Origin of the sequence: Pantoea sp. GL120224-02 (genome assembly GCF_900215395.1) — a bacterium.
GTDB classification, from domain to species: Bacteria; Pseudomonadota; Gammaproteobacteria; order Enterobacterales; family Enterobacteriaceae; genus Pantoea; species Pantoea communis.
In genome coordinates, this window is the sequence record NZ_OBEC01000011.1 from 164,339 (window position 1) to 188,411 (window position 24,073).

Annotated in this window: 25 protein-coding genes and 1 pseudogene; 13 read left to right on the forward strand and 13 right to left on the reverse strand. The window is 53.2% G+C overall.

All coding sequences use genetic code 11. The annotated features are described in order from the left end of the window. Window positions 1–97: 97 nt before the first annotated feature. Window positions 98–433: a Grx4 family monothiol glutaredoxin gene (locus CRO33_RS19500; protein ID WP_176505800.1), complete on the forward strand. Its 336-nt coding sequence runs from the start codon at window positions 98–100 to the stop codon at window positions 431–433. Window positions 434–523: 90 nt separating this feature from the next. Here the strand turns inward: CRO33_RS19500 and rnt are convergent, their stop codons facing one another. The 5 genes from rnt to eptA all read right to left on the reverse strand — a co-directional run bounded on the left by rnt (window position 524) and on the right by eptA (window position 5,239). Then, complete coding sequence (gene rnt, locus CRO33_RS19505; RefSeq protein ID WP_097119280.1) at window positions 524–1,192, reverse strand: ribonuclease T; 669 nt, start codon at window positions 1,190–1,192, stop codon at window positions 524–526. Between the two features lie 108 nt (window positions 1,193–1,300). Continuing rightward, the gene (gloA, locus tag CRO33_RS19510) at window positions 1,301–1,708 is read right to left on the reverse strand and encodes a lactoylglutathione lyase (RefSeq protein WP_034821634.1); all 408 of its coding nucleotides are present in this window, start codon (window positions 1,706–1,708) and stop codon (window positions 1,301–1,303) included. 109 nt (window positions 1,709–1,817) lie between these two features. Next, complete coding sequence (locus CRO33_RS19515; RefSeq protein ID WP_058959756.1) at window positions 1,818–2,915, reverse strand: alkene reductase; 1,098 nt, start codon at window positions 2,913–2,915, stop codon at window positions 1,818–1,820. A 50-nt stretch (window positions 2,916–2,965) separates the two neighbouring features. After that, the gene (locus tag CRO33_RS19520) at window positions 2,966–3,562 is read right to left on the reverse strand and encodes a TetR/AcrR family transcriptional regulator (RefSeq protein ID WP_058959757.1); all 597 of its coding nucleotides are present in this window, start codon (window positions 3,560–3,562) and stop codon (window positions 2,966–2,968) included. Between the two features lie 39 nt (window positions 3,563–3,601). Beyond that, a complete protein-coding gene (eptA, locus tag CRO33_RS19525) occupies window positions 3,602–5,239 on the reverse strand; it encodes a phosphoethanolamine transferase EptA (RefSeq protein ID WP_097119281.1) in 1,638 nt (545 codons plus the stop codon). 227 nt (window positions 5,240–5,466) lie between these two features. Here eptA and CRO33_RS19530 point away from each other — a divergent pair, with 227 nt between their 5' ends. From CRO33_RS19530 to CRO33_RS19545, 4 genes are all read left to right on the forward strand, one after another. Continuing rightward, a complete protein-coding gene (locus CRO33_RS19530) occupies window positions 5,467–5,706 on the forward strand; it encodes a DUF1289 domain-containing protein (protein WP_034821614.1) in 240 nt (79 codons plus the stop codon). 72 nt (window positions 5,707–5,778) lie between these two features. Continuing rightward, window positions 5,779–6,675, forward strand: a complete 897-nt coding sequence (locus CRO33_RS19535) for an aldo/keto reductase (RefSeq protein WP_097119282.1) — start codon at window positions 5,779–5,781, stop codon at window positions 6,673–6,675. An 81-nt stretch (window positions 6,676–6,756) separates the two neighbouring features. Continuing rightward, window positions 6,757–7,275: a superoxide dismutase family protein gene (gene sodC, locus CRO33_RS19540; protein WP_058959760.1), complete on the forward strand. Its 519-nt coding sequence runs from the start codon at window positions 6,757–6,759 to the stop codon at window positions 7,273–7,275. A gap of 134 nt (window positions 7,276–7,409) precedes the next feature. Continuing rightward, a complete protein-coding gene (locus CRO33_RS19545; protein WP_034821596.1) occupies window positions 7,410–7,877 on the forward strand; it encodes a hypothetical protein in 468 nt (155 codons plus the stop codon). Here CRO33_RS19545 and CRO33_RS19550 read toward each other — a convergent pair whose 3' ends face one another. The 3 genes from CRO33_RS19550 to CRO33_RS19560 are packed head-to-tail and all read right to left on the reverse strand — an operon-like array spanning window position 7,878 to window position 10,986. Beyond that, window positions 7,878–9,878 carry an FUSC family protein gene (locus CRO33_RS19550; RefSeq protein WP_097119283.1) on the reverse strand — a complete coding sequence of 667 codons (2,001 nt, stop codon included), beginning with the start codon at window positions 9,876–9,878 and terminating at the stop codon, window positions 7,878–7,880. Window positions 9,879–9,885: 7 nt separating this feature from the next. Further along, complete coding sequence (locus tag CRO33_RS19555) at window positions 9,886–10,743, reverse strand: efflux RND transporter periplasmic adaptor subunit (protein ID WP_058959762.1); 858 nt, start codon at window positions 10,741–10,743, stop codon at window positions 9,886–9,888. Window positions 10,744–10,749: 6 nt separating this feature from the next. Beyond that, window positions 10,750–10,986, reverse strand: a complete 237-nt coding sequence (locus CRO33_RS19560) for a DUF1656 domain-containing protein (RefSeq protein ID WP_038647264.1) — start codon at window positions 10,984–10,986, stop codon at window positions 10,750–10,752. 152 nt (window positions 10,987–11,138) lie between these two features. On the opposite strand from CRO33_RS19560, the gene slyA reads away from it, so the two are divergent. Next, window positions 11,139–11,576 (forward strand): transcriptional regulator SlyA, encoded by a 438-nt coding sequence (slyA, locus tag CRO33_RS19565; protein WP_034821588.1) that lies wholly within the window; start codon window positions 11,139–11,141, stop codon window positions 11,574–11,576. A gap of 41 nt (window positions 11,577–11,617) precedes the next feature. Here the strand turns inward: slyA and slyB are convergent, their stop codons facing one another. Beyond that, the gene (gene slyB, locus CRO33_RS19570; RefSeq protein WP_034821586.1) at window positions 11,618–12,085 is read right to left on the reverse strand and encodes an outer membrane lipoprotein SlyB; all 468 of its coding nucleotides are present in this window, start codon (window positions 12,083–12,085) and stop codon (window positions 11,618–11,620) included. Window positions 12,086–12,370: 285 nt separating this feature from the next. On the opposite strand from slyB, the gene anmK reads away from it, so the two are divergent. The 5 genes from anmK to pdxY all read left to right on the forward strand — a co-directional run bounded on the left by anmK (window position 12,371) and on the right by pdxY (window position 16,832). Beyond that, complete coding sequence (gene anmK / locus CRO33_RS19575; RefSeq protein WP_097119284.1) at window positions 12,371–13,492, forward strand: anhydro-N-acetylmuramic acid kinase; 1,122 nt, start codon at window positions 12,371–12,373, stop codon at window positions 13,490–13,492. A gap of 10 nt (window positions 13,493–13,502) precedes the next feature. Next, on the forward strand, window positions 13,503–13,832 hold the full coding sequence (locus tag CRO33_RS19580; protein ID WP_058959764.1) for an MliC family protein: 330 nt from the start codon (window positions 13,503–13,505) through the stop codon (window positions 13,830–13,832). 14 nt (window positions 13,833–13,846) lie between these two features. After that, on the forward strand, window positions 13,847–14,503 hold the full coding sequence (pdxH, locus tag CRO33_RS19585) for a pyridoxamine 5'-phosphate oxidase (RefSeq protein WP_045834198.1): 657 nt from the start codon (window positions 13,847–13,849) through the stop codon (window positions 14,501–14,503). A 139-nt stretch (window positions 14,504–14,642) separates the two neighbouring features. Continuing rightward, on the forward strand, window positions 14,643–15,917 hold the full coding sequence (tyrS, locus tag CRO33_RS19590) for a tyrosine--tRNA ligase (RefSeq protein WP_034821575.1): 1,275 nt from the start codon (window positions 14,643–14,645) through the stop codon (window positions 15,915–15,917). Between the two features lie 54 nt (window positions 15,918–15,971). Next, window positions 15,972–16,832: a pyridoxal kinase PdxY gene (gene pdxY, locus CRO33_RS19595; protein WP_097119285.1), complete on the forward strand. Its 861-nt coding sequence runs from the start codon at window positions 15,972–15,974 to the stop codon at window positions 16,830–16,832. A gap of 81 nt (window positions 16,833–16,913) precedes the next feature. Here pdxY and gstA read toward each other — a convergent pair whose 3' ends face one another. The 3 genes from gstA to dtpA all read right to left on the reverse strand — a co-directional run bounded on the left by gstA (window position 16,914) and on the right by dtpA (window position 20,167). Then, window positions 16,914–17,519 carry a glutathione transferase GstA gene (gene gstA, locus CRO33_RS19600; RefSeq protein WP_176505801.1) on the reverse strand — a complete coding sequence of 202 codons (606 nt, stop codon included), beginning with the start codon at window positions 17,517–17,519 and terminating at the stop codon, window positions 16,914–16,916. Window positions 17,520–17,593: 74 nt separating this feature from the next. Beyond that, window positions 17,594–18,502: a LysR family transcriptional regulator gene (locus tag CRO33_RS19605; protein ID WP_097119287.1), complete on the reverse strand. Its 909-nt coding sequence runs from the start codon at window positions 18,500–18,502 to the stop codon at window positions 17,594–17,596. 156 nt (window positions 18,503–18,658) lie between these two features. Next, on the reverse strand, window positions 18,659–20,167 hold the full coding sequence (gene dtpA, locus CRO33_RS19610) for a dipeptide/tripeptide permease DtpA (RefSeq protein ID WP_097119288.1): 1,509 nt from the start codon (window positions 20,165–20,167) through the stop codon (window positions 18,659–18,661). A 652-nt stretch (window positions 20,168–20,819) separates the two neighbouring features. Between dtpA and CRO33_RS19615 the strand changes: the two genes are divergently transcribed. Then, window positions 20,820–21,509: a CTP synthase C-terminal region-related (seleno)protein gene (locus CRO33_RS19615; protein ID WP_097119289.1), complete on the forward strand. Its 690-nt coding sequence runs from the start codon at window positions 20,820–20,822 to the stop codon at window positions 21,507–21,509. Between the two features lie 32 nt (window positions 21,510–21,541). Here CRO33_RS19615 and CRO33_RS19620 read toward each other — a convergent pair whose 3' ends face one another. Continuing rightward, window positions 21,542–22,501 carry a zinc-dependent alcohol dehydrogenase family protein gene (locus tag CRO33_RS19620; protein ID WP_176505797.1) on the reverse strand — a complete coding sequence of 320 codons (960 nt, stop codon included), beginning with the start codon at window positions 22,499–22,501 and terminating at the stop codon, window positions 21,542–21,544. 1,374 nt (window positions 22,502–23,875) lie between these two features. Between CRO33_RS19620 and CRO33_RS24640 the strand changes: the two are divergent. Beyond that, a pseudogene (locus CRO33_RS24640) lies at window positions 23,876–24,073 on the forward strand (phage late control D family protein); the annotation flags it as partial.

Sequence of the window (24,073 nt, forward strand, 5' to 3'; positions counted from 1 at the left end):
ATGGCGATCAGCCGGTCGGTAACGCAAAATCCCGTTTTCAGTGCGGGGCTGAAGTCGCTACAATAAACAAACACGAAGTGAAGGATTAAGGAAGGCAATAATGAGTACTGTTGAAAAAATTCAGCGCCAGATCGCAGAAAACCCGATTCTGTTATACATGAAAGGTTCCCCGAAACTGCCAAGCTGCGGTTTCTCTGCACAGGCTGTGCAGGCGCTTTCTGCCTGTGGTGAGCGCTTCGCGTATGTGGATATTCTGCAAAACCCGGATATCCGTGCAGAATTGCCAAAATACGCTAACTGGCCGACTTTCCCGCAATTGTGGGTGGATGGCGAGCTGGTCGGCGGTTGCGACATTATCGTTGAGATGTTCCAGCGTGGCGAATTGCAGCCGCTGGTGAAAGAAACCGCTGAGAAGTATAAAGAAGCGGAATAATTGCGAAGGCCGACACATGTCGGCCTTTTCTTTGCGTACTCCTCCGGAAATCAGCCAATCAGCCAATCAGCCAATCAGCCAATCAACCCATCAGGCAGAGGCATCGTCTTCAGTCTGTTCTTCACTGAAAGCCAGTGGCCAGCCCCCCAAACGTTTCCAGCGGTTCACCAACTCACAGAACAGCGTGGCCGTTTGCTCGGTGTCGTACAGCGCGGAGTGCGCCTGCGTGCTATCAAACTCCATCCCCGCCGCTTTGCAGGCTTTTGCCAATACCGTCTGTCCCAACACCAAACCGCTCAGTGCCGCGGTATCAAAGGTCGCAAACGGATGGAAGGGATTACGCTTCAGGCTGGCACGTTCGGCGGCGGCCATCACAAAGTTCAAATCGAAAGTCGCATTGTGCGCCACGATAATTGCGCGATTACAGCCATGATCTTTGGTGCCTTTGCGCACCATCTTGAAGATAGCATGCAGCGCTTCGTATTCGCTCACCGCGCCGCGTAAAGGGTTGGAGGGATCGATACCGGTAAACGCCAGCGCCGCAGGATTCAGGATCGCGCCTTCGAACGGCTCAATGTGAAAGTGCAGGGTTTCATCACGGTGTAACCAACCGTCCTCATCCATCTTGAGCGTGGTGGCCGCAATTTCCAGCAGTGCATCGGTTTGCGCGTTAAAGCCGGCGGTTTCGACGTCAATAACCACAGGATAAAAACCACGGAAGCGTTGATGAAGAGCGTTTAAGGCGTTCGATTCAGACATCAGGATCTCATAGCAAGAAATGGGGCAGCGCGCATTATGGCAAAAATTACAGGAGGGTGCAGCAGGCGAGGGAAGTCAGCCTGCAAATTAGCAGACTGACTAACGGCATCAGTGACCGAGGCCGTGACCAGCGTGTTTGTTTTCGATCAGCTCGATTTTGTAGCCATCGGGATCTTCAACAAAGGCAATAATGGTGGTGCCGCCTTTTACCGGACCGGCTTCACGCGTCACGTTGCCACCGACACTGCGGATGCGCTCGCAGGTCTCAGCGACGTTATCGACGCCCAGCGCGATATGACCATAAGCATTACCGAGGTCGTACTTGTCCACGCCCCAGTTGTAGGTCAGTTCGATCACCGCGCCTTCACTCTCTTCGGTGTAACCAACGAAAGCCAGGGTGTATTTGTATTCGGTGTTTTCGCTCTGACGCAGTACGCGCATGCCCAGCACACGGGTATAAAAATCGATAGAACGTTGCAGATCGCCAACGCGTAACATGGTGTGAAGTAAACGCATAACATCCTCTTTTGAAAAGTCATCAGGGAATGACAAAGACTAGCAAGTATAGCCAGTTAATGCCCTGAAGAAACAGCACTGCCGCACATCCGGTGCGGCAGCTTGATTCTTACAGGCTTGGATAATCCGTATACCCTTCAGCGCCGCCGCCGTAGAAGCTTTCCGGACGCTGTGGATTCAGCGGTGCGTCTTGCTGCAGACGCTCAACCAGATCCGGGTTAGCAATAAAGTCGCGACCAAAGGCCACGGCATCAATCAAGCCACGTGCAATCAGGTCGTCAGCTTTCTCAACGCTGTAAGCACCCGCACCGATGATTACGCCTGGGAACAGCGCACGAACTTTTGCACGGAAAGCATCGCTGTAAGGCTGGCCACCGGCCCAGTCTGGTTCAGACAGGTGCAGATACGCGAGACCACGCTGGCCCAGCTCGGAGATGTACCACAACGCGGCAGCTTCTTCATCGGCACCATTTTCCAGATTCTGGAAGGCTCCGATTGGCGAGATGCGAATGCCGATACGATCGGCAGACCAGTTAGCAATCGCCGCATCCACCACTTCCAGCGCGAATCGACCGCGTTTCTCAATCGAACCACCGTATTCATCGGTACGCTGGTTGGAACCCGGTGCCAGGAACTGGTGCATCAGGTAGCCGTGGGCAGAATGCAGCTCCAGCAGGTCGAAATCGGCTTCACGCGCGTTTGCCGCCGCCTGACCGAAATCTTTTACGATCTGCTGAATTTCCGCCACGCTCAATTCACGCGGCAGGGAGGTATCTTCACGGTAAACAGTGCCATCTTCAGCACGCAATGAGGTACGCGTGCCCGCAGCCAGAGCTGAGGGTGCAACAGGCGCTTTGCCTTCCGGCTGAACGCTGTTATGCGAGATACGGCCGGTGTGCCACAGTTGCACCGCGCTGTGACCTTTCGCCGCATGAATGCTTTCGTTGATCACTTTCCACGCGGCAATTTGCTGCTGAGTATGCAAACCCGGTGCACCAGCATAACCTTTCGCCTGGAAAGAGATTTGCGTTGCTTCAGTAATGATCAGACCGGCGCTGGCGCGCTGCTGATAATATTCCGCCATCAGCGGGGTTGGGATGTCGCCCGGCTCAATGCTGCGCAGACGCGTCAGCGGTGCCATAAATACACGGTTAGGTACGGTAATCGCGCCCACTTTGAGTGGGGAAAACAGCTGTTTACTCGCCATGATGACTCCTATAAGTAGACCGGTCGTCTAGAAACTGCGGTTTTTAAAAATCAGCGGCCATTCAGCCACTGTTCAATGGTTTCAAGTGCCAGGGTAATCGGGCCTGACTCTCGCGAAATTTTGCTTTGCAAACTGGCGCCTAACCACAACAGGTAACAGCGCTGTGCCAGTTGCTCGGGCGTTTGTCCATACGGCAGCGGCTGTTCAGCGGCGACTTCGCTCAAACAGCGGGCATAAGTCGCGATCATAGCGCTGGCACCATGCTGCAAGGCATCACGCATCGGTTCTGATAAATCGCAGACTTCCGCCGATAACTTCACACCCAAACAGCCCACGATATGGCCTTGCTCGATAAATAGCGTGGCGCCATAGCGGAAGTGGGCCAGCAAACGTTCCCGTGCTGACAAGCCCGGCTGATTTAACTGTTGATCGACCTGCTGCAGGTAGTTAACGAAATAGCGTTCCAGCAACGCCACGCCAAAAGCTTCTTTGGAGCGGAAGTAGTGGTAAAACGATCCTTTGGGCACTTCCGCCAGCGCCAGCATTTCGCTCAGGCCCATGCCGGTAAAACCGCGTTGCAGACAAACCTGCTCGCCAGTAGCGAGCAGATGTTCACGGGTTTCGTTGCGTTGCACAGTCTTGTTCATGAGCCACACAGTATTAGACCAGTCGGTCTAATGCAAACCTTATCCGGCATTTTGGCACGATCTGATCATGTCCAGTTGCGGTTGGTACTCTTGCGTTTGGATGTTGAACATGCCCAAAACCGTATGGAAAAGATTGTCTTGCGACACTTTCTCACTCGCGGCCTGCTGGCGTAAACAGGTCTCGTTAATGTGGAACGCCGACGCATAGCCTGGTGACATCCACATCAACAGTGGGATATGTGTCTGCTGTGAGGGCGCAAACATATAAGGCGCACCGTGTAGATACATACCGTGTTCACCCAGTGATTCACCGTGGTCTGAGAGATAGACCAGCGCTACGTTGAAGCGATCGCTCAAAGCTTTAAGTTTATCAATGGTGCGGCTCACCATATCGTCGGTGTACAACAGAGAGTTATCATAGGTATTCACCAACGCCTGATGATCGCAATCCTGAATCTGGTTGCTATCGCAGGTTGGCGTGAAGCGACGGAATTCCGCCGGATAACGCTGATAATAGGCCGGACCGTGGCTGCCCATTTGATGTAACACGATAATCCCGTCATTGTGCAGACTGTCCACATAGTTATCAAAACGATGCAGCAGAACATCATCGAGACAGAAACCATCGTGGCAATATTGCGATAAATTCCACTGCGTCATATCGGTGTGTGGCACGCGATCGCAGGCGCCTTTACAGCCGCCATCGTTTTCGCGCCACAACACACTGACCCCGGCGTGGGCGAGAATATCTAGCACGCCTTCCTGATGATGCGCCAGGTTGGCGTCGTAATGCTCTCGCGGCATGTTGGAGAACATGCAGGGCACTGAAATGGCGGTCTCCGTGCCACAGGAACTGGCGTCGGGATAGTAGATAACCTGCTGTTTTTTCAGTTCAGGATTGGTTTCACGCGCATAGCCGCCAAGAGAGAAGTTCTCAGCACGTCCGGTTTCGCCGACCACTAATACCACCAGCGTTTTCTTCGGTTCCGCGGTGATCAGCGGGCCTTTTTTGGCATCCAGGCCAATTTTGACCAGCGCCTGGCTGCCTTGCAGATAACGCTGATCAACGTAATGACCGGTGCCGCTGACAATATTGGCCGGGGTGATCATCTTCACCAGCCCTTTATTGTTGCGAATCAGCGAAGCGTAATCTTTGTAGAACAGCACCGCCATCAGCAGAATCAGCAAAATCGCACCCAGCGCCCCGGCCAGACGTTGCAGCAGGCTCCACCACCAGCGTTGGCCCGTTTTAATGCGCACCATGCAAATGGCGGCGACGGGCACCAACCCCATCAAGATCATCCACACCACATAACCACTGCTGATCAATGCTCCAGCTTCCTGAGCATCCGACTCAAACACGTTTTCGATCATGTTGGTGTCGATCACCGTACCGAAGCTGTGCATAAAGTAGTTAGCGGCGGCGCTGGCCATCACCAACAGAATAAGCAGCGGCTTGCGAACATAGGGCCATGCCAGCAACGAGAAAATCAGATAGAACGCAGAGGCCAGCACCACCGGAATGCTGGCAGCAAACAGGTAATCGTGAAGGCGATCGTAAGGGATAATTTCCCACGCCCGCAGTAGAAACAGGGCGTTGAGCACGAGGGTAAAAAACAGGGCGGCAATCAGATTAAAACTGCTGGCATGGCACTGTAACTTGTTCGTGAATTTCATGAAAACTCAGTAGCAGGATGGAATGTGACAATCGTATGAATTCAATATGAGGAAAACCTTAACGCTTATTAAACAGTACCCAACCAAAGGTTCTTGCGCTGAGAACAATGGTAAATATCCATTTCCGTGGTGATGGCTGGATGAAATCTGGGCGAACTACGTATACGCTTTGCACAATGTCACTAAGCTGTTATCAATATAAAGCTTATTGTTAAACCGGAGTGGATGTGGCCGAGCAATTAGAGTTCTTTCCTGTTCCCAGCCCGTGTCGCGGCATCTGTCAGAGTGATGCGCGCGGCTATTGTCGCGGCTGTCTGCGTAGCCGTGAGGAACGCTTTAACTGGATGAAGTTTACCGATGCGCAAAAACGTGATGTGTTGCGGTTATGTCGCCAACGCTGGCTGCGCCTGCATCGACAACAAAAAGTCGATGAGAATCATGATCCGGAACAACCCTCACTGTTTTAAGAAAACGATGATTTGCCTTTCCGTTATACTCCCAGCTTCGCTTTCCGCTTTCGCGTTCAAGGGAGTTTACCGATGTTACAACCGCAAACTATCGCCCCGCAGGGACCTCAATTCTCACCGCTGATCGTTGGCTACTGGCGCCTGCTGGAGTGGGGCATGACGCCGCAGCAGTTAGTGGCTTTTATCGAGCATCATCTGTCATTGGGCATCACCACTGTCGATCACGCCGATATTTATGGTAACTACGGTTGTGAAGCCGCTTTTGGCGAGGCGCTGCGTCTTGCACCGGGGCTGCGTGAAAAACTGCAGATTGTCACCAAATGCGGCATTGCAACACGAGCCAAACCGGAACATAAAATTGGCCATTACATTACCGAGGCCAGCCACATCCTGCACAGTGCGGAAAATTCCCTGCGTTACTTCAACACCGATTATCTCGATCTGCTGCTGATTCATCGCCCGGATCCTTTAATGGATGCAGATGAAATGGCCGAAGCCTTTATGGCACTGCATCAGAGCGGCAAAGTGCATCACTTCGGCGTGTCAAACTTTACCGCTTCCCAGTTCACGCTGCTGCAATCTCGCCTGCCGTTTAGCCTGGTGACCAACCAACTGGAAATCTCACCGCTGGAACAGTCAACGCTGCTCGATGGCACGCTTGATCAGTGTCAGCAGGTGCGCATCCGGCCGATGGCATGGTCCTGTTTAGGCGGTGGACGTCTGTTTAACGATGCGCATTATCAGCCGCTGCGTGATGAGCTTGAGCAGGTAAAACAGGAAATCGGCGCGAGCAGCATTGAACAGGTGGTGTATGCGTGGGTGATGAAATTGCCAAGCCGCCCACTGCCAATCATCGGATCCGGTAAAGCCACGCGCGTCAGCGAAGCGGCAGGCGCTTGCCAACTGACGCTCGATCGTCAGCAGTGGTTCCGCATTCGCAAAGCGGCACTCGGTTTTGATGTGCCCTGAAGCGTAAAACTACGTCAAATTACGGCAGCCTGGCCTATTCCGGTCCAGGCTTACAGGGCATTTCAACCGTAAGGAGACGTTATGAAAAAAATTCTCATCGCCACACTGGCGCTGGTCTGTGCTGCTGGCGCTCAGGCCGCCTCTGAAGAGGTGACATTGCATGAGGTCACCGCACAGGGTATCGGCGCCGCCATTGGCAAAGTCACCATCAGTGAAACGCCATATGGTTTGCAGTTCGCCCCCGCGCTAACCGGCCTGAAACCGGGTGTTCACGGCTTCCACGTGCATGCCAAAGGCAGTTGTGAGCCTGGTCAATCGGATGGCAAAACTGTTGCGGCCGGCGCAGCGGGTGGACATCTGGATCCACAAAACACCGGCAAACATCTCGGGCCTTACGCAGAGGGTCACTTGGGCGATCTGCCTGCTCTGTATGTCACTGACGATGGCAAGGCCGATTACCCGGTGGTGGCGCCGCGTATAAAATCGCTGAGCGAAGTGAAAGGGAAGGCGTTAATGGTTCATGTGGGTGGCGATAATCATGCAGATCATCCGCAGCCGTTAGGGGGAGGCGGTGCGCGATTTGCCTGCGGTGTGATTTAAACTCTTAGGCGGCAGGCAATCTGCCGTCTGCATCTTTTCACTGCCGGAAAAATTCTGACCCACTTTCCCGCTACACTCCGCACGCTATCCGTCCTATGATGTTGATTCAGGAATAAAACCTCTCAGGGGCAGGAATGAAAACGCGTGGGATTTTGCTGTTATGTGTATTACTCGCGGGATGTGATCAACCTAACGAAACGCAGTTGAGGTTAGACACCAGCCGCCAGTTACAGCGCACCATTGATACCAACCCGCTGCGTGCAAGTTGTGAAGATATCGCTCGCGGACGGGAGTGGCTTACCCCGCACACGCTCGAACAGTTACAGGCACAGGGCTGTCAGAATGTGCTGCGCAGCGCCACCGAAACCAATTTCCTGCACACCGAGTTTTTTCACCGCACGTTAACCACGGTTTGCGGCTCAATCCGGGGGAAAAGTTTCACCGGCACGTTTCTCGATCGTCGCTTTATCTATTCGTATGAGGAGCGATACCTGGTGATTGAACCGATGACCGAGCAAGACAAAACCCGTTTTGAAGGGCATAAAACCTTGCAGCAGTTGCAGGACGATTTTAACCGCCAGACCACACAATATTGCCAGTAATTAATCCGGCACCGCCTGACTTAACTGTGCTAACGAACAGCGCAGGCGCCATAAAATGCCCGCCAGCGTATTGGCTTCGCTATCAGGCTGCTGCTGCAGTTGCGCAATCATCCCTTCCAGCTCATCCAGCGTGGCCTGCAACGAAGTATGACGCACGCCGCGCAGGCTCATAATCCGTTGCAGATCCTGCAAACTGCTATCGCGCATTTGCGCCAAAGTGGCTGAGGCTGGCCGCCATTCGCGTAATTGCCAGACAATATGGGAACAGTTGAGCAGCACCACGCCCCAGCGCAGCAACCAGACACGCGCTTGTTCATCGCGGCTACTACTCAGCTGGCTGATGTGATGGTAGATCTGCGATTCAAAGTGGCTTTCGCTGAGACGTGGATGGCGTCGCAACTGGTCAAGAAATGCATGGCGTAACGCGCGAATATGCCTGCGGCTACGGCGCGCATCGGAGCTGGGGCGCAGTACCTGAAAAGCCATCCATGCCAGCAGCACGCCACACACTTTGGCCAGATTATCGTTGAGAAAGCTTTGGTAATCCCAGTCTGGCGGGTTGGTGACGGCAATAAATGAACCCATAAACACAATAAATTGTCCCCACATCCCCGCGCGTTTTTTCTGCTGCAGCTTAAACAGTTGCAAGGTGATCAGCAGCGGAAACAGCACCAGCAGAAACTGCCACAGGGCGCTGATTTGTACCATCAAACCGTATTGCAGCAGAAAACTAAACACCGACAGCCATAGCAGGGTTTTCAGCAACAGTGACACGCTGCCACTGGGGGAGGGAGCGGAAGAGTAGAGCACGCAGGCAATCGCGGTCAGCGTCAGGGCTGCTGCACCTGCATCCCATTGTGTGTCAATCCAGAAAGCACAGCCCAGCATGATCACGCTAAAGGTGCGCAACGCACTCCAGCCGGCTTCAGCGCTGTCACTTTCACGTGCCAGAGAGGGCACTTTTGGCGGTTGAAAGCGCGTATCGGCGTCTGCGCGCTCAATCAAACGTATCCAGCGATTAACGTTGAGGTAAACCCAGCAGAAATAACGTAAACGTTGAACAAACGCGCGCTGACGATAATCGCCGGTGGCGTCCGGTGTCACACTGCGCAGTATGCGCGCCAGACGATACTTATCACACTGCGGCAATGCGAGTTCGTGTAACAATTGTTGAATGGCGGTGTAGAGTTCCGGTGGTGCATCCGGCCAGTTCAGCAGCATGCGGCGCAGGCTGGAGAGAACGCTGGTCAGGCGCAACTGCTGGTGCAAAACATAGTTAAGCACGTTGTTCTGACGGCGATAGCGGTAATGGCTCCAGAAGGCCTGAATGCGCAGTAAGTTCATGGTGAGAATCTGGCTGATGACATTCTCATGCGCGGTGCGCACGTTATCAGTACTGCTTTGTTGCAGCAGTAAAACCGCATGGTCGAGCAGACGGGCGTGCATTTGCCGCAGCGAATTCATCAAGGTGTTGCCGTCCGACGTGCTGGGCAAAACCATCATCATCAGTCCGGCACATAAAATGCCTGAAATCACCTCGCAAACGCGCGCCTGAGTGATAACCCACAATTGGGTCACATCGGTAATATTGACGCTGCTAAAGGCAATGATCGCTGCGGTGTACCCGGCCAGAGAGAATGCGTAGGCGACATTATTTTGATAGTGGTTGGCGATCCAGGTACAAAACGCCAGCCAGCCGGCCATAAAAAAGGCAAATAGCCAGGGTTCGTTGAGCGTATGCCCGGCAATCAGCAGCGCGGCGGTGGCACCGAGCAGGCTGCCGACAATACGCCCCAGACTTTTACTGATCGCACCGCCCACGGTGGGAAAACTCACCACGGCGGCGGAGGTCATCGCCCAATAGGGTTCATCCAGTTGCAGCGCATAGGCGATGGTGAGCGCCAGACACATCGCAATCGCATTACGCAAGGCATAGCGCCATTCGCCGCCGGTTGCTTTAATCCACGGCAGATTTTGCCAGGCCAGCCACTGCAGATTCATGACGGCCTCAATGTGCGATGGAAATCGTACAGGTGGTGCCCGCCACCAGCGGAACATCATCCGGAATCGCATCCAAACGAATGCGTACCGGCACACGCTGTGCCAAGCGCACCCAAGGCACGTTGGGTTTGATGTCTGGCACTAAACCGCCATCGGTTGAAACGCTCTGATCGTAAATAGCGCGCCCGATGCTCTCCACTTTTCCCTGCAAGCGAGTGCCATTACTGTAGAGTACGATTTGCGCGTCGGCGCCGGGCTGAATGTGACGCAGTTTGGTCTCTTCGAAATAGCCCATCACATAATAGGAGTGGCTATCCACCAGGGCGAACAACGGTGTTCCGGCGGTGGCGTAGTTGCCGGGACGCAGCGTCAGGTTGCTGATCCAACCGTCGGTGGGCGCGGTAAGCGTGGTTTGTTGCAGATTCCAGCGCGCCTGATCCAGACTCGCCTGTGCCGCTTTAGCCGTTGCTGCGGCGGCGTTTGCTGTCAGTCGTGCGGCATCCATATCTTCTGCTGAGATCACATTACGTGGCAGGCTGGCACGACGATTGGCTTCGTGTTGGGCTTTGGCCAAATCGGATTGCGCCTTCGCCAGTTGAGCATCCGCATTATCCAGCGCAATTTGCCAGGGCACGGGATCGATCTTTAAAAGGATGTCCCCTTTATGCACAAACTGGTTGTCATGCACCTTGAGATCAATGATGCGGCCCGATACTTCCGGTGTGATATCCACCAGCTCAGCGCGCACTTTGCCATCACGTGTCCACGGTGACTGCATGTAGTAGTTCCACATCCACCAGCCGGCAATCAGGGCCAGGGCAAACACCACCAGTGTTGAAAAGTATTTAAAAGGGTTGAATTTCATGGTGATTTATCCGAGGCTCAGTATCCACAGTGCGCCAGTGACGCACAGAACAAACAGGGAAAGATCCATTAAGGTGGGATGCCAGATGTCGCCGGAGTACATCCAGCCGCGCAGCAACGGGTGAATCAGTAACCAGAAAAAGAAACCCAGCAGCACAGCTTTAAACAGCGGCGGAAAGAACAGCGAGGCACCAAATACCAGGTCGGTAAGCGGAGCGGTGGCGGAAAGTGCGGTAATGGACACGTGTCTTCATCCTTCATTGTCCCAGGTTCTCTCTCAAACTAGCGTAGAAGAGAGCGTGCCGTCTGGCCTGGGATTTGTAATTTGTCCTGTAAACTCGCAGAATAGTGTAAAATCTGGCTTGATAGCTAGCAAGCTAATTATAAGGAGATGAAATGGATACGCCCCTCGGTACAGACCTGTCTCGGCTGGTACGCATCTGGCGTGCCTTGATTGACCAGCGTTTGAAGCCGCTTGAGTTGACACAAACGCATTGGGTGACGTTACACAATATTCATCAACTTCCGCCAGAGCAGTCGCAGATCCAGCTGGCCAAAGCCATTGGTATTGAACAACCTTCGCTGGTGCGTACGCTGGATCAGTTGGAAGAGAAGGGACTCATCACGCGTGCCACCTGTGCTAACGACCGTCGTGCCAAACGCATTAAGTTGACGAAGCAGGCCGAGCCGATTATCGAGCAGGTTGAAAATGTGATTGATGCGACCCGGGATGACATCCTTTCGGGCATCAGCCTCGAAGAGATTAATCAAATGGTCACGCTGATTGCTCGACTGGAAAAAAACATTCTCGAGTTCCAAAACCGCGAGAAATAAAAAAACCGACGCGCTGGCGTCGGTTTTTTTTATCTGTTCGCTTAGCGTGGTGAAACGGTCACCTGGCTGCCATTCGACGCCATGACGACGCGCTGACCCACTGAGTAACGGGTTGCGGCCTGCTTCTGCACCACCATAATGGTGTTGCCGTCGTCTTTACGGATTTCCAGCTCAACACCGTCAGACTTGTTGACCGCACCCTGCACGCCCTGGCCTGCTACGCCGCCAAGTACCGCACCGCCTGCTGTGGCCAGGCTGCGACCGGTGCCACCACCAATGGTGTTACCGAGGAAACCACCCAGCACCGCACCACCAATCGCGCCAATCACGTTATTTTCATCGCCACCCTGGATTTTAACCGGGCGAACCGACACCAGAGTACCGTATGAGACACTTTGTACTTGTTTGGCTTCATTGGCGCTATACACATCACCGGAAAGGGTGTCATTGCTGACACAACCTGCCAGCGTCAGGCCGGTCAGTGCCACGGCTACAAAACGCTTAATCATCAGAAAGCTCCTTAATGCAAAAAAACGCCATGTTCTCGTCCTCTACAGCAAGAGTATAAGACAGAAAGCTGGCAATTGACTCTATGTCCAAATAATACGCGGCTGAGGCGAAGGATAGACCATTGCCCCTCAACAAAAATTCAATTTCGTGCTGAAAATATTTTATCGCTGAAATGCCGTGTGCGGTGCGGTTGAAAAGCGGAATTTTATCATAGAATTAGCCGCTGATATTTGCCAGGCTAAACAGAATCGAATTGAAGACTCGCGCGTGAGTAAGGAACCGCTATGAAATCAGGACGCTATATTGGTGTGATGTCCGGCACCAGCCTCGACGGTGTCGATGTGGTACTGGCGGTGATTGATAATCATATGGTCGCGCAGCAGGCCAGCTATTGTCACCCGATGCCGCAGGAGATTCGGCAACAGGTGCTGGCAATCTGTCAGGGGCAATCGCTGACGCTGTCGCAACTCGGCCAACTGGATACACGGCTGGGCAAGCTATTTGCCGAAGCGGTGTTAACGCTAATGCAGCAGCAATCGCTGGAAGCCAGCGACATCATGGCAATAGGTTGTCATGGTCAGACCGTGTGGCATGAGCCGCAGAGCGACACCCCGAATACGCTACAGATTGGGGACAGCAATCAAATCGCCGCCGCCACGGGAATTACCGTGGTGGCCGATTTTCGTCGTCGCGACATGGCCTTAGGCGGACAAGGCGCGCCACTGGTTCCCGCGTTCCATCAGGCGCTGCTGATGGACAGCGTTGAACGGCGCATGGTGCTCAACATTGGCGGTATTGCCAATCTGTCATTATTGATCCCCGGTCAGCCTGTGCGTGGCTTTGATACCGGGCCTGGCAATATGTTGATTGATGCCTGGATTTGGCGTCATAAGGGCGTGCCCTATGATAAGGATGCTAGCTGGGCGCGCAGTGGTCAGGTGGTGCCTGCACTGCTGGAGGAAATGCTCAACGACCCCTGGTTCGCGCTGCCACCACCGAAAAGTACCGGTCGTGAATACTTCAATCTCGGCTGGGTTGAACGTCAATTACAGCGTTTCCCGGCGCTGGCACCGCAGGATGTGCAGGCCACACTCAGCGAACTCACCGCATTGACCATTGCTCAACAAGTTCAGCTCAACGATGGCTGCGATCGCCTGCTGGTGTGTGGTGGCGGCAGTCGCAACCCATTGCTGATGGCGCGGCTGGCGGCCCATTTGCCGGGTACAGAAGTGGGGACGACGGATGACGCCGGGATCAGTGGTGATGATATGGAAGCGTTGGCCTTCGCCTGGCTGGCGTTTCGCACCTTGTCCGGTTTGCCAGGCAATTTGCCTGCCGTCACCGGTGCACGGGAAATGAGTGTATTGGGCGCCATTTATCCGGCGAATGCCCGATTGACACATTAAGGAGTGAAAGATGAAAAAAATCGTTATTCTGTTGAGCTGTGTCGTCACGATGAGTGGCTGCGGCATGATGCACAAAGAGCAGCCTACACCACAGACATTGCGCTATCAGTGCGGCACGTTACCGTTAACGGTGACACTGGACAATCCGAAGCAGCAGGTGAGCTTTATTCTGGATGGTAAACCGCTCACCTTAACCCAAACCGTATCAGCTTCCGGCGCGCGCTACAGCGACGGCACTTATGTCTTCTGGTCGAAAGGCAATGGCGCTTTTGTTGAGCGTAATGACAAAATCGTGATTAATGACTGTGAATTGCAAAATGCGGATACGTCCGCCCAGTAACGAAGAGAATCAGCATGAGCGACAGTGACAGCTTGCAAAACATTGCCCATTTACGTCGTGAGTACACTCGCGGCGGGCTTAGACGTAACGATCTGCCAGACAATCCGCTGGCGTTGTTTGAACACTGGCTCAAGCAGGCGTGCGATGCCCAACTGCCCGATCCTACAGCAATGACCGTCGCCACCGTTGACAGCAGCGGCCAGCCTTATCAGCGTATTGTGTTGCTGAAGCATTACGATGAACAAGGCATGGTGTTTTACACCAATCTGGGCAGCCGCAAAGCGCTGCAGTTGGCGGACAATCCGCGCATCTCGCTGCATTTCCCATGGCACTTTCTTGAGCGCCAGGTGATGGTATTAGGGGAAGTGGAAAAACTGTCGCCACTGGAAGTGCTGAAATACTTTAGCAGCCGCCCACGGGATAGCCAGATCGGTGCCTGGGTGTCAAAGCAATCAAGCCGTATTTCGGCGCGTGGTGTGCTGGAAGGCAAGTTCCTTGAACTTAAGCAAAAATTCCAGCAAGGCGAAGTGCCTTTACCCAGTTTCTGGGGCGGATATCGCGTCAAATTCCATACCGTGGAGTTCTGGCAGGGCGGCGAACATCGCCTGCACGACCGCTTCCTCTACCAACGTGAAGGCAACGGCTGGACGATTGACCGTTTAGCGCCGTAAAACTGCGTTTTACCCCCTTTCAACGCTGGCGCAGTTGGCGTCAGCGCTTTATGCTATAGCCCTCATTTTTTTCGTATCCGCATCTCAGCGGAAAGCTGTGTACCAGCCTAGGTGCAGTCTGATCAATTTGGAGTCAGTGATGACCAGCAGTAACCTGATACAACAATTGCAAGAAAGGGGCTTAGTCGCCCAGGTAACGGACGAGGAAGCGTTAGCAGAGCGACTGGCGCAAGGGCCAATTGCACTCTATTGCGGCTTCGATCCGACCGCTGATAGCTTGCATTTGGGCCATCTGGTGCCGCTGCTCTGCCTGAAACGTTTTCAGGACGCCGGACACAAGCCGGTCGCGCTGGTGGGTGGTGCCACCGGTCTGATTGGCGATCCCAGCTTTAAAGCAGCAGAACGTAAACTTAACACCGCGGATACCGTGGGCGAATGGGTTGAGAAGATCCGCAACCAGGTGGCGCCTTTCCTCAGCTTCGACTGCGGTGATAATAGTGCTATTGCAGCGAACAACTACGACTGGTTTGGCGGCATGAACGTGCTGACTTTCCTGCGTGACATCGGTAAGCACTTCTCGGTGAACCAGATGATCAACCGCGAAGCGGTGAAGCAGCGTCTGAACCGTGAAGATCAGGGTATTTCTTACACCGAGTTCTCCTACAACCTGCTGCAGGGTTACGACTTTGCGGAACTGAACAAGCGTCACGATGTGGTGCTGCAGATTGGCGGTTCTGACCAGTGGGGCAACATCACGTCAGGTATCGATCTGACGCGCCGTCTGCATCAGCAGCAGGCGTGGGGCTTGACCGTTCCGCTGATCACCAAATCTGATGGCACCAAATTCGGTAAAACCGAAGGTGGCGCAGTGTGGCTCGATGCGAAGAAAACCAGCCCATACAAGTTCTACCAGTTCTGGATTAACACTGCTGACTCAGACGTGTATCGCTTCCTGAAGTTCTTCACCTTTATGAGCATTGAAGAGATCAATGCGCTGGAAGAAGAAGACAAGAACAGCGGTAAAGCGCCACGCGCCCAATACGTGCTGGCAGAGCAGGTAACACGTCTGGTGCACGGCGAAGCGGGTCTGACGGCGGCAAAACGTATTACCGACAGCCTGTTCTCAGGCAGCCTGACCGAGATGACCGAAGCGGACTTCGAGCAGTTAGCGCAGGACGGTATGCCAGTGATTAACCTGAAAGCGGAAGACGATCTGCAGCAGGCGCTGGTGGCGGCTGAACTGGTACCTTCGCGCGGTCAGGCGCGTACCATGATCGGTTCCAACGCCGTTTCTCTCAACGGTGAAAAACAATCTGACGCCGAGTATCGTTTCAGCGACAGCGACAAACTGTTTGGTCGCTTCACGCTGTTGCGTCGCGGTAAAAAACACTACTGCCTGATTAACTGGCAGTAAGGTTCGAGGGCCGGTTTCCGGCCCTTTTTTATGGCAAGGCAGTACAGGGCAATAATGAAAAATATCCTCGCAATCCAGTCTCATGTGGTTTACGGCCACGCCGGTAACAGCGCCGCCGAATTCCCCATGCGCCGTATGGGCGCAAACGTTTGGCCGTTAAACACCGTACAGTTCTCTAATCACACGCAATACGGTCACTGGACCGGCACCGTGATGCCAGCGACCCATTTGACCGACATCGTCAAAGGCATTGCGGCGATTGACCGTCTGAAGACCTGTGATGCGGTGCTGAGCGGCTATTTAGGGTCTGCTGAGCAGGGCGAGCAGATTCTGGAGATCGTGCGTCAGGTGAAAGCCGCTAACCCCAACGCCTGGTTCTTCTGCGATCCGGTGATGGGCCACCCTGAAAAGGGCTGCATTGTGGCGCCTGGCGTCGCGGAGTTTCATTGCAAGATGGCGATGCCAGCCAGCGATATCATCGCGCCGAACCTGCTGGAGCTGGAAATGCTCAGCGGCCACGAAGTGGCGAATATTGAGCAGGCGGTAGTGGCGGCACGCGCGTTAGTGGCGCAGGGACCGAAAGTGGTGCTGGTGAAACATCTGGCGCGTGCCGGACGTCGCAGCGATCGCTTTGAGATGCTGCTGGTCACCGCTGACGAGTGCTGGCATATCAGCCGTCCGCTGGTGGATTTCGGGGTTCGTCAGCCGGTGGGCGTGGGCGATCTCACCAGTGGTTTGCTGCTGGTCGATCTGCTGCACGGTAAATCGTTACAGGACGCACTGGAACACGTTACCGCTGCAGTGTATGAAGTGATGCTGAAAACTCACGAGATGGGCGAGTACGAGTTGCAACTGGTGGCAGCGCAGGACGCGATTGCGCAACCGACTCAGCACTTTGCTGCTGAGAAGCTGTAACGGCTGCGAAATCTGCAGGCGACCACCCGGTGGCCTGCAGACACGATGCAAAACAGGCGCACAGGGTGCGCCTGAATCGGCTTAAACCAAACCTTCCGCTTTCAATGCTGCCTGCACCGCAGGGCGCTCCGCCACGCGATCAAACCAGGCTTCAAGCGCCGTTAACCCGCTCAAATCTAGCTTGATGGCTTTTGCCCAACGCGTGACCACAAACAGGTAGACATCGCCCACGGTGAAACGCAGTCCCATCAGCCACTGCTTATCCTGCAGCGCTTCATTCACCGCCTGATATTTTTTCTCTAGCTGCGCCCGCACAATCGCTTTGTACTCTTCCGGCGTGTCCGGACGGAACAGCGGCGAGAAGGTTTTATGCAGTTCACTGCTGACAAAGCTCAACCATTCAAGGGTGTGGTAGCGCGTCAGGCTGCCGGTCGGTGCCAGTAAATTGCGATCCGGCTTCAGATCCGCCAGATACTGCACAATGGCAACGCCTTCGGTTAACAAGCTGCCGTCATCAAACTGCAGCGCAGGAACCTGTCCTTTGGGGTTAATCTGCCAGTAATCTTCTCCCTGCTCGGTGACCTTTTTCTGCAGATCGACATTGACCTGGGTAAAGTCCAGCCCGCATTCACGCGCAACAATATGCGGTGACAACGAACAGGCACCGGGCTTGCAATAGAGTTTCATCATGGCTTCTCCTGGAAGTGTGGTTGTGATCGAATTAGCATAAATCTGCGAAAATTTTTTACCAGTGACCGCGATCAGGAATTACGGTCCGCTTTAAACTTTTCCTGCGTAAAACAAGGTAGCGCAGGCAATTGTTCCAGCGCATAGTCCCAGAACTGCCGCACCTTAGGCGTCATGTTTTTAACCCGCTGTGTGACCAGTTGTACCGGCAAGGGGACAGGCTCCCACTCGGGTAATAAACGGATCAGTTTGCCATCACGAATATCATCCAGCACCTGGTACGACAGCAAACGTCCAATCCCCTGACCGCCACGCAGCGTTTCCAGCTGGCTTTCAATATCGTTGACGCGCAGACGAGGCAAAATGCGCACGCGTAAATCCTGGGCAAAGCGCCATTCACGTGTGTGACGCAAACTGGTGATCACCGTATGTTGCTGCAGCTCTGCCGGATGGGCGGGAGCACCTGCAAGCCGAAGATATTCCGGGCTCGCCACCAACGTCGAACGCACGCTGCCTACTTTGCGTGCCACCATTGAAGAATCCTGTAATTCGCCAATGCGCAGCGCGATATCCAACCCGTTCTCAATTAAATCCTGATAGCTGTCACTCAGCACCACTTCGATTTGCATCTCGGGATGTTGCTGTAAGAATGCATTCACCAGCGGCATGATATGGCGGCGGCCGAAAGGCACGGGTGCGGTGATGCGCAGCAGCCCCTGCAGGCCACTGTGATGCGCGCTATCGAGCGCGTGCTGATAATCACCTAATATTTGCTGAGCCCGTTCGAACAGCTGCCAGCCCGCTTCTGTGGGCGCCAGTTGACGAGTGGTGCGTTCAATCAGGGTCGTGCCCAACCGGGACTCGAGGGCATTCAATGTGCGGGTAATAACGGGAGGGGAGCGCTGTAAAAAACGTGCAGCACTGGCCAGGCTGCCTTGCTGAATCACCGCAACAAATACCTGAAGTTCTTCAAATTTATCCATGATGATTCCAGCACGTTTAACAGGAAGCCGTCATCATGCGGGGAAGTGGATAAAAAGCGAAGCTTTGGCAGCAGGAAACGTTAAAGCGATGGAAAGAAATGAGTAATAGGAAATAAAAATGCCGGGCGTTTGCCCGGCTTATTCACATCACCTGCATTACTGATTGGCGTTAGCGCTTTTCAGTTCAGGCTGTGAAGCATCACTCTGCGTCATGCGGTTCAGCAGTGGCGCGGTGATCAACATCAGGATAGCGATCACACCGGTTGCAATACCAATCTGCTGGAACACATGGCTGTAAACTTCCAGTGAAGCATGCGGATCGGTCACATCATTCGGTACGGCCATCAGATTCGCCACTTTACCGGCAATCATTGCAGCACCCGCCGTGGTCAGGAACCAGGAACCCATGATGAAGCCCATCAGACGCTGTGGGACTAACTGCGCCACCATCGCCAGGCCAAGACCGGAAATCATCAGTTCGCCCACACTCTGCAGTGCATAGCTGATGATCAACCAGTTCACAGACACAATACCGGCATCGTTAGCGAACCTGGCACCAAATGGCAGCACCAGGAACGCAGCAGAGCACAGCACCATACCAATCGCGAACTTGTGTGGCATAGGCAGTTTGTCGCCCAGCTTGTTGTAAACCGCTGCCAGAATCGGGCTGGCCAGCATGATCCAGAACGGGTTCAGTGCCTGGAACTGTTCTGGTTCGAAGGTAATGCCCAGAATGGCATGCTCAACGTTACGAATAGCAAAGAAGTTCAGTGAGGTTGGCATCTGCATGTAGAGCACGAAGAACACAATCGCTTCGAGCATCAGCAGGAAGGCGACGATCATTTTACGGCGTGCTGCACCCTGCAGGGCAAAGGCTTCTTTCGCGAACACCAGCACGATGCCGACGGCAATCACGCCCAGTGCCATACGCGCAATGCTTTGGTGATGCAACAACCAGGCGGCAATGGCAACCAGCGCCACCACACCTACCAGCGTCATCAGCAATTTGCTGACATTCAGTGGCGCAAAGTCCGGTTTAGAACCGTAGTTTTTCACCAGGCGCTGGCAGAACAGGAAGTTCAGTAAGGTAATCACCAGACCCACCACGGAGAGCGAGAACGCTGCGCCCCAGCCGTAATGTGCAGCCAACCACGGTGTCAGCATCATCGAGAACAGAGAACCGATGTTGATCGACATATAGAACATGGTGAACGCACCGTCGATGCGCGGATCATCTTTCTCGTAGCAGGTAGACAGCAGAGAAGAGGGGTTGGCTTTAAATAAGCCACTACCCACGGCGATAGTTGCCATGCCGACGTACACCATCGCAGTGTCATGGCCTGAGAAGGCGATCAGCGCATAGCCGAGCGCCAGCACGATCACGCCGAGCACAATCACGCGTTTGGTACCCAATACTTTATCGCCCAGCCAGCCGCCAATCGCGACCATGCCGTAAACCAGGGCGCTGAACGAGGTGAACAGGGTAATGGAGTCCGCTTCGGACATGCCCAGCTGTTTCACCAGGTAAACGGCCATGATGGCTTGCAGACCGTAGTAGCCGAAACGCTCCCACAGTTCGATGGAGAAGATCAGATAAAACGCTTTCGGTTGCTTGAACGCGTTGAGGCTTACTGCCTCGTCAGTGTGTTTGTTTGCAGTTGACACGTGTACCTCAGTTTATACATAGCCTGTTTTACGACAGGAATTAAGTCTGCGTCGGGCTGAGTAATCCCGCGCAACATTGTTATTAGAAAGGAAAAACGGCGCCTAATTTGGCTGAATCAGGCCAACAGGGCAAGCATTTTTTGCACGCTGAAATACTTGTAACAGGTAGGGTTAATGCCGTTATAAGAAGTTGTAAATCAGTGTTAAATATTGCTGTGTGGCATTATATCAGAATAATCGTGCTAACTGGAGATCCTTAGGATCATTTTCCTGATATAAACCGCTTAAGGTGTATTTTACAGAACATAACGCTATAGATGATAATTTATACCAATATAAAGACCGTGAATGTACATTTACCAAGCACAATTGCTTGATAGTTGAGCGTAATAGGCTGACTAAAGTTTCCAAATGGCTAATTTGTTGATCCTGCGCACAAAATTACGAATTAATTAAAACCGTAAAAGAAGTAAACGATTGCGTGGTCAACATCCGTCGAGTTAATCACCACAAAGAGGAATGTTTAGCCGTGTAAACAGCAGGCTATAACCAAAATGCGCGCAAACGAAAGTGAGTGATATCGCGCTGAAATGCGCTTAGACAGGTCGAGATGTTTGCTGTAACCTCGTTTTTTCCCTAAAAGGACGTAGCCATGACGCAGTCAGTTCGTGTCGCCCTTGTTGGCGATTTCCGTGCCAATGCTGTTGCACATCAAGCCATTCCTCCTGCTGTACAGTTTGCCGCAAAATCCCTCTCGCTCGACGTTACCGCCGACTGGATCGCCACTCCCGACATCCATCAACACAACTGGAACGATTACGATGCCATTTGGGTCGTGCCAGGCAGCCCGTATCTCAACGACGAAGCTGTGTTTGCAACGATCCGCTGGGCGCGTGAAAACCACAAACCGTTCCTCGGTTCGTGTGGCGGTTTCCAGTATGCGGTGGTAGAGTACGCCCGCAATGTGCTGGGTTGGGAAGATGCCGGGCATGCGGAAACCGATGAAAGTGGGCGCTGGGTGATTGCGCCGCTGACCTGTTCGCTGGTGGAACAGCGTGGCACGGTGACTTTCGAAGCGGGTTCAAAGATTGCACAAGCTTACGGCGCGCTGGAAAGTGATGAAGGGTATCACTGTAATTTCGGCGTGAACCCGGAATTCAGTGACGCGCTGGCAACCAATAATCTGAAGATTACTTCATGGGATTTGGATCGTGACGTACGCGGTGTTGAACTGACCGATCATCCGTTCTTTGTCGCGACGCTGTTCCAGTCAGAACGGGCGGCGCTGCAAAATCGGCTATCCCCGCTGGTGGTCGCCTGGCTGCAGGCTGCGGCTAAATAATTGATTGAACAGAGAGGCTGCTTCGCCTCTCTTTACTCGTCCAGACACAGCAGGGGTTTACGCGCACGACCCGACTGGTGATAACTTTCGATTGCCGCGCGCCACTCTTTCAATGGGAAAATTTCCACCTCACCACACTCGCTGTCGCGCAGCAACGGCCAGATCTTTGAGAAAAGCTGTTGCCACGGTGCCGCGCCAATATCGCCCAAGGTGTGCCGCACATGAAACCAGTGCAGTGCTGGACGGGCGGCATTCACTTTTACCGGCGCGCCGCTTAATACCCCGTAAGCCACAAAGTGCGCGTGCTCAGGTAGCGTTCGCCAGATCAACTGCCCCACATCGCCGCCGACCGCATCAAACACGATATCGGTTTGCGCACTCACTGCTTCAATCGCGTCCCGCGCAGTCTCCTGCAACGCACTCAGGCCGAGGGCGTGCAACTTTTCTGCATGTGCTGACGAGCGATACACCATCACCACGCGTCGTGCACCGCGCAGCTTAGCCCACTGGGCCAGCAACAGTGCGCAGGCGGAACCACCGGCAGTGATCAGGACATTTTTACCGCTGACCGGCCATTGCTGCAGCATCAGCAAAGCGGCTAGCGGATTGATATAGGCGCGCGCAGCCAGCGTACTCTTAATATCCTCTGGTACCGGAATAGCGAGCTGTGGATCGATATCCACATAATGTTGCCAGCAGCCCACGCCACGCAGTGGTAACACGCGTTGCCCCACTAAATGTGAGTAAGCAGAGGGCGCGGAGATCACGGTGCCCACGCCTTCGTAACCAGCGACCTGTGGCGGCGCGACACGGTGACGATAAGCACCGGTAATCGGGATCAGATCAGACGCGTTCACTGGCGCATAGTGCATTTGCACGCGCAGCAGGCCAGCGGAACAAGGGGCTAAAGAGGAGGATTCCAGCGTCAGTACATCAACAGGATCGCCAAACTGCCGATACCAGAGCGCGAGATTGCGATCCGTTATCGGCATGGACTCAGACTTCGGTTTTGGCGTCGAATTAGGATGGTAAAGTCCTAAATAACCATTATTTAATGTCATGAGGTTTTAGCTTAAGGACGATTTCTTATAATTCTACATGACCACTTTTGCTTTTTTCCATTAATAGCAACCCGCTAATGCAATGGATTATATCCTTTCGGTTAAAGCCCAGATCTGCCGGCATCTCTGATAGAGAGGAAAATGTGTCCCAAACTGAGTGCTATTTGTGAAACAGAGATAGCGGTGGCGCTTTTCCCCCCCTCAACCTCGGCAATGTGTACCGGGCGCAACGATCACGGCAATCGCCCCTCCAAAATAATCCCTCGGAGAAAGTTGTTATATTTGCTTACTGGTTTTTCCTCATTTGAATGAAGTGACCGCCTGAGAATAAATTTTCTCAAAAATTTTTTTCAGATATTTCTGGCTAAATTATGAGCCATCTAACAATGACTTAAAGCCAAATTTAAGAATTTCCTTATATAAATCAGCAATAAGAGATCGTGTCAGGCTGTTGCTTTAGGTCCATTGATTACTTTATATTCGTGCACGGACTTACAGGAAAAGTCGGGTCTTAATGCTTTTCTCCACTATTTATACGATTGAATCATAAGTGTGGATTATCGAACAGGGGCTTTGAAAGTCCGTTCCAATTTACGCCAGTGCCTGCACACCGCAGGGGCGCATAAGTCAATCGAGCTTCCTCTCTCGTTCATAAGGAGAACGCAAGGGTGGTGAAGGTTAACTCTGTGATGCACGACATCAAGGGCACTTATAAAAAGAAGCGCAACTACCTGAAGCAGATTGAATTGCGCAGCGAGTAAAAACCTGGACTTACAAGGATGTCAAAATCATTCATTCCAATTCATTGCACGAACGCGCCTTCGCGTAAGCCAGTGTGGGTGGTTCACTGTCCGCTTTTTCAGAGGTTCGCCTGCGCGCAGATACGCCTCTGAAAATATACCGATTTACAGATGCCTCAGACCTTATAGGCCTCGGTTAACGGCCAGGGGCGGTAGCGTGCCTGAAACAGAGTGAGAATTTATCAAATTTAGTAGTCGCAGCAGCCGTATAACAATCACTGGGGGGCGGTTTTTCCCTATGGAAAAGCATGCGATATCGGTGACGTTAATCCCTGATAGCTTGACAAAGAAGTCATTATCGGCAATCAAGAAATAAAAATATTACTGACGTTATTCTCTCTGCAATTAGTGGGAGACATAACAATTCGTCATCAAGGAGAGAATGACAATGATCCCCTCTGGCCTAATAGAAAAAAAAGCATCGGTAATTTCCTCTACGCTCAATCGATATTCTTTATTGATTCCAGCCTGTAATTCTCCGATTGATGTGGAAAATCTTACGGGCATGGAAGCGCTGAGCGAGAACTACCTTTACAGCGTGATGTTCACCAGCCCGGATAATGACATCTCACCAGACCGGATGCTGCGCAAAGCGGTGACGCTGATTATGGGCATTGGACCTCTGCAGAAATTCGAATCGCAGAAGATTGTTCACGGTTATATCACCGATTTCCGTCGTCTGACGGGCTCCGCAGACCAGGTC

Coding starts and splice junctions, on each gene's coding strand:
- rnt (WP_097119280.1), bottom strand. CDS start 1,192: ATGTCTGAATCGAACGCCTTAAACGCTCTTCATCAACGCTTCCGTGGT.
- gloA (WP_034821634.1), bottom strand. CDS start 1,708: ATGCGTTTACTTCACACCATGTTACGCGTTGGCGATCTGCAACGTTCT.
- CRO33_RS19515 (WP_058959756.1), bottom strand. CDS start 2,915: ATGGCGAGTAAACAGCTGTTTTCCCCACTCAAAGTGGGCGCGATTACC.
- CRO33_RS19520 (WP_058959757.1), bottom strand. CDS start 3,562: ATGAACAAGACTGTGCAACGCAACGAAACCCGTGAACATCTGCTCGCT.
- eptA (WP_097119281.1), bottom strand. CDS start 5,239: ATGAAATTCACGAACAAGTTACAGTGCCATGCCAGCAGTTTTAATCTG.
- CRO33_RS19535 (WP_097119282.1), top strand. CDS start 5,779: ATGTTACAACCGCAAACTATCGCCCCGCAGGGACCTCAATTCTCACCG.
- sodC (WP_058959760.1), top strand. CDS start 6,757: ATGAAAAAAATTCTCATCGCCACACTGGCGCTGGTCTGTGCTGCTGGC.
- CRO33_RS19545 (WP_034821596.1), top strand. CDS start 7,410: ATGAAAACGCGTGGGATTTTGCTGTTATGTGTATTACTCGCGGGATGT.
- CRO33_RS19550 (WP_097119283.1), bottom strand. CDS start 9,878: ATGAATCTGCAGTGGCTGGCCTGGCAAAATCTGCCGTGGATTAAAGCA.
- CRO33_RS19555 (WP_058959762.1), bottom strand. CDS start 10,743: ATGAAATTCAACCCTTTTAAATACTTTTCAACACTGGTGGTGTTTGCC.
- slyA (WP_034821588.1), top strand. CDS start 11,139: ATGGATACGCCCCTCGGTACAGACCTGTCTCGGCTGGTACGCATCTGG.
- slyB (WP_034821586.1), bottom strand. CDS start 12,085: ATGATTAAGCGTTTTGTAGCCGTGGCACTGACCGGCCTGACGCTGGCA.
- anmK (WP_097119284.1), top strand. CDS start 12,371: ATGAAATCAGGACGCTATATTGGTGTGATGTCCGGCACCAGCCTCGAC.
- CRO33_RS19580 (WP_058959764.1), top strand. CDS start 13,503: ATGAAAAAAATCGTTATTCTGTTGAGCTGTGTCGTCACGATGAGTGGC.
- pdxH (WP_045834198.1), top strand. CDS start 13,847: ATGAGCGACAGTGACAGCTTGCAAAACATTGCCCATTTACGTCGTGAG.
- tyrS (WP_034821575.1), top strand. CDS start 14,643: ATGACCAGCAGTAACCTGATACAACAATTGCAAGAAAGGGGCTTAGTC.
- pdxY (WP_097119285.1), top strand. CDS start 15,972: ATGAAAAATATCCTCGCAATCCAGTCTCATGTGGTTTACGGCCACGCC.
- gstA (WP_176505801.1), bottom strand. CDS start 17,519: ATGAAACTCTATTGCAAGCCCGGTGCCTGTTCGTTGTCACCGCATATT.
- CRO33_RS19605 (WP_097119287.1), bottom strand. CDS start 18,502: ATGGATAAATTTGAAGAACTTCAGGTATTTGTTGCGGTGATTCAGCAA.
- CRO33_RS19615 (WP_097119289.1), top strand. CDS start 20,820: ATGACGCAGTCAGTTCGTGTCGCCCTTGTTGGCGATTTCCGTGCCAAT.
- CRO33_RS19620 (WP_176505797.1), bottom strand. CDS start 22,501: ATGCCGATAACGGATCGCAATCTCGCGCTCTGGTATCGGCAGTTTGGC.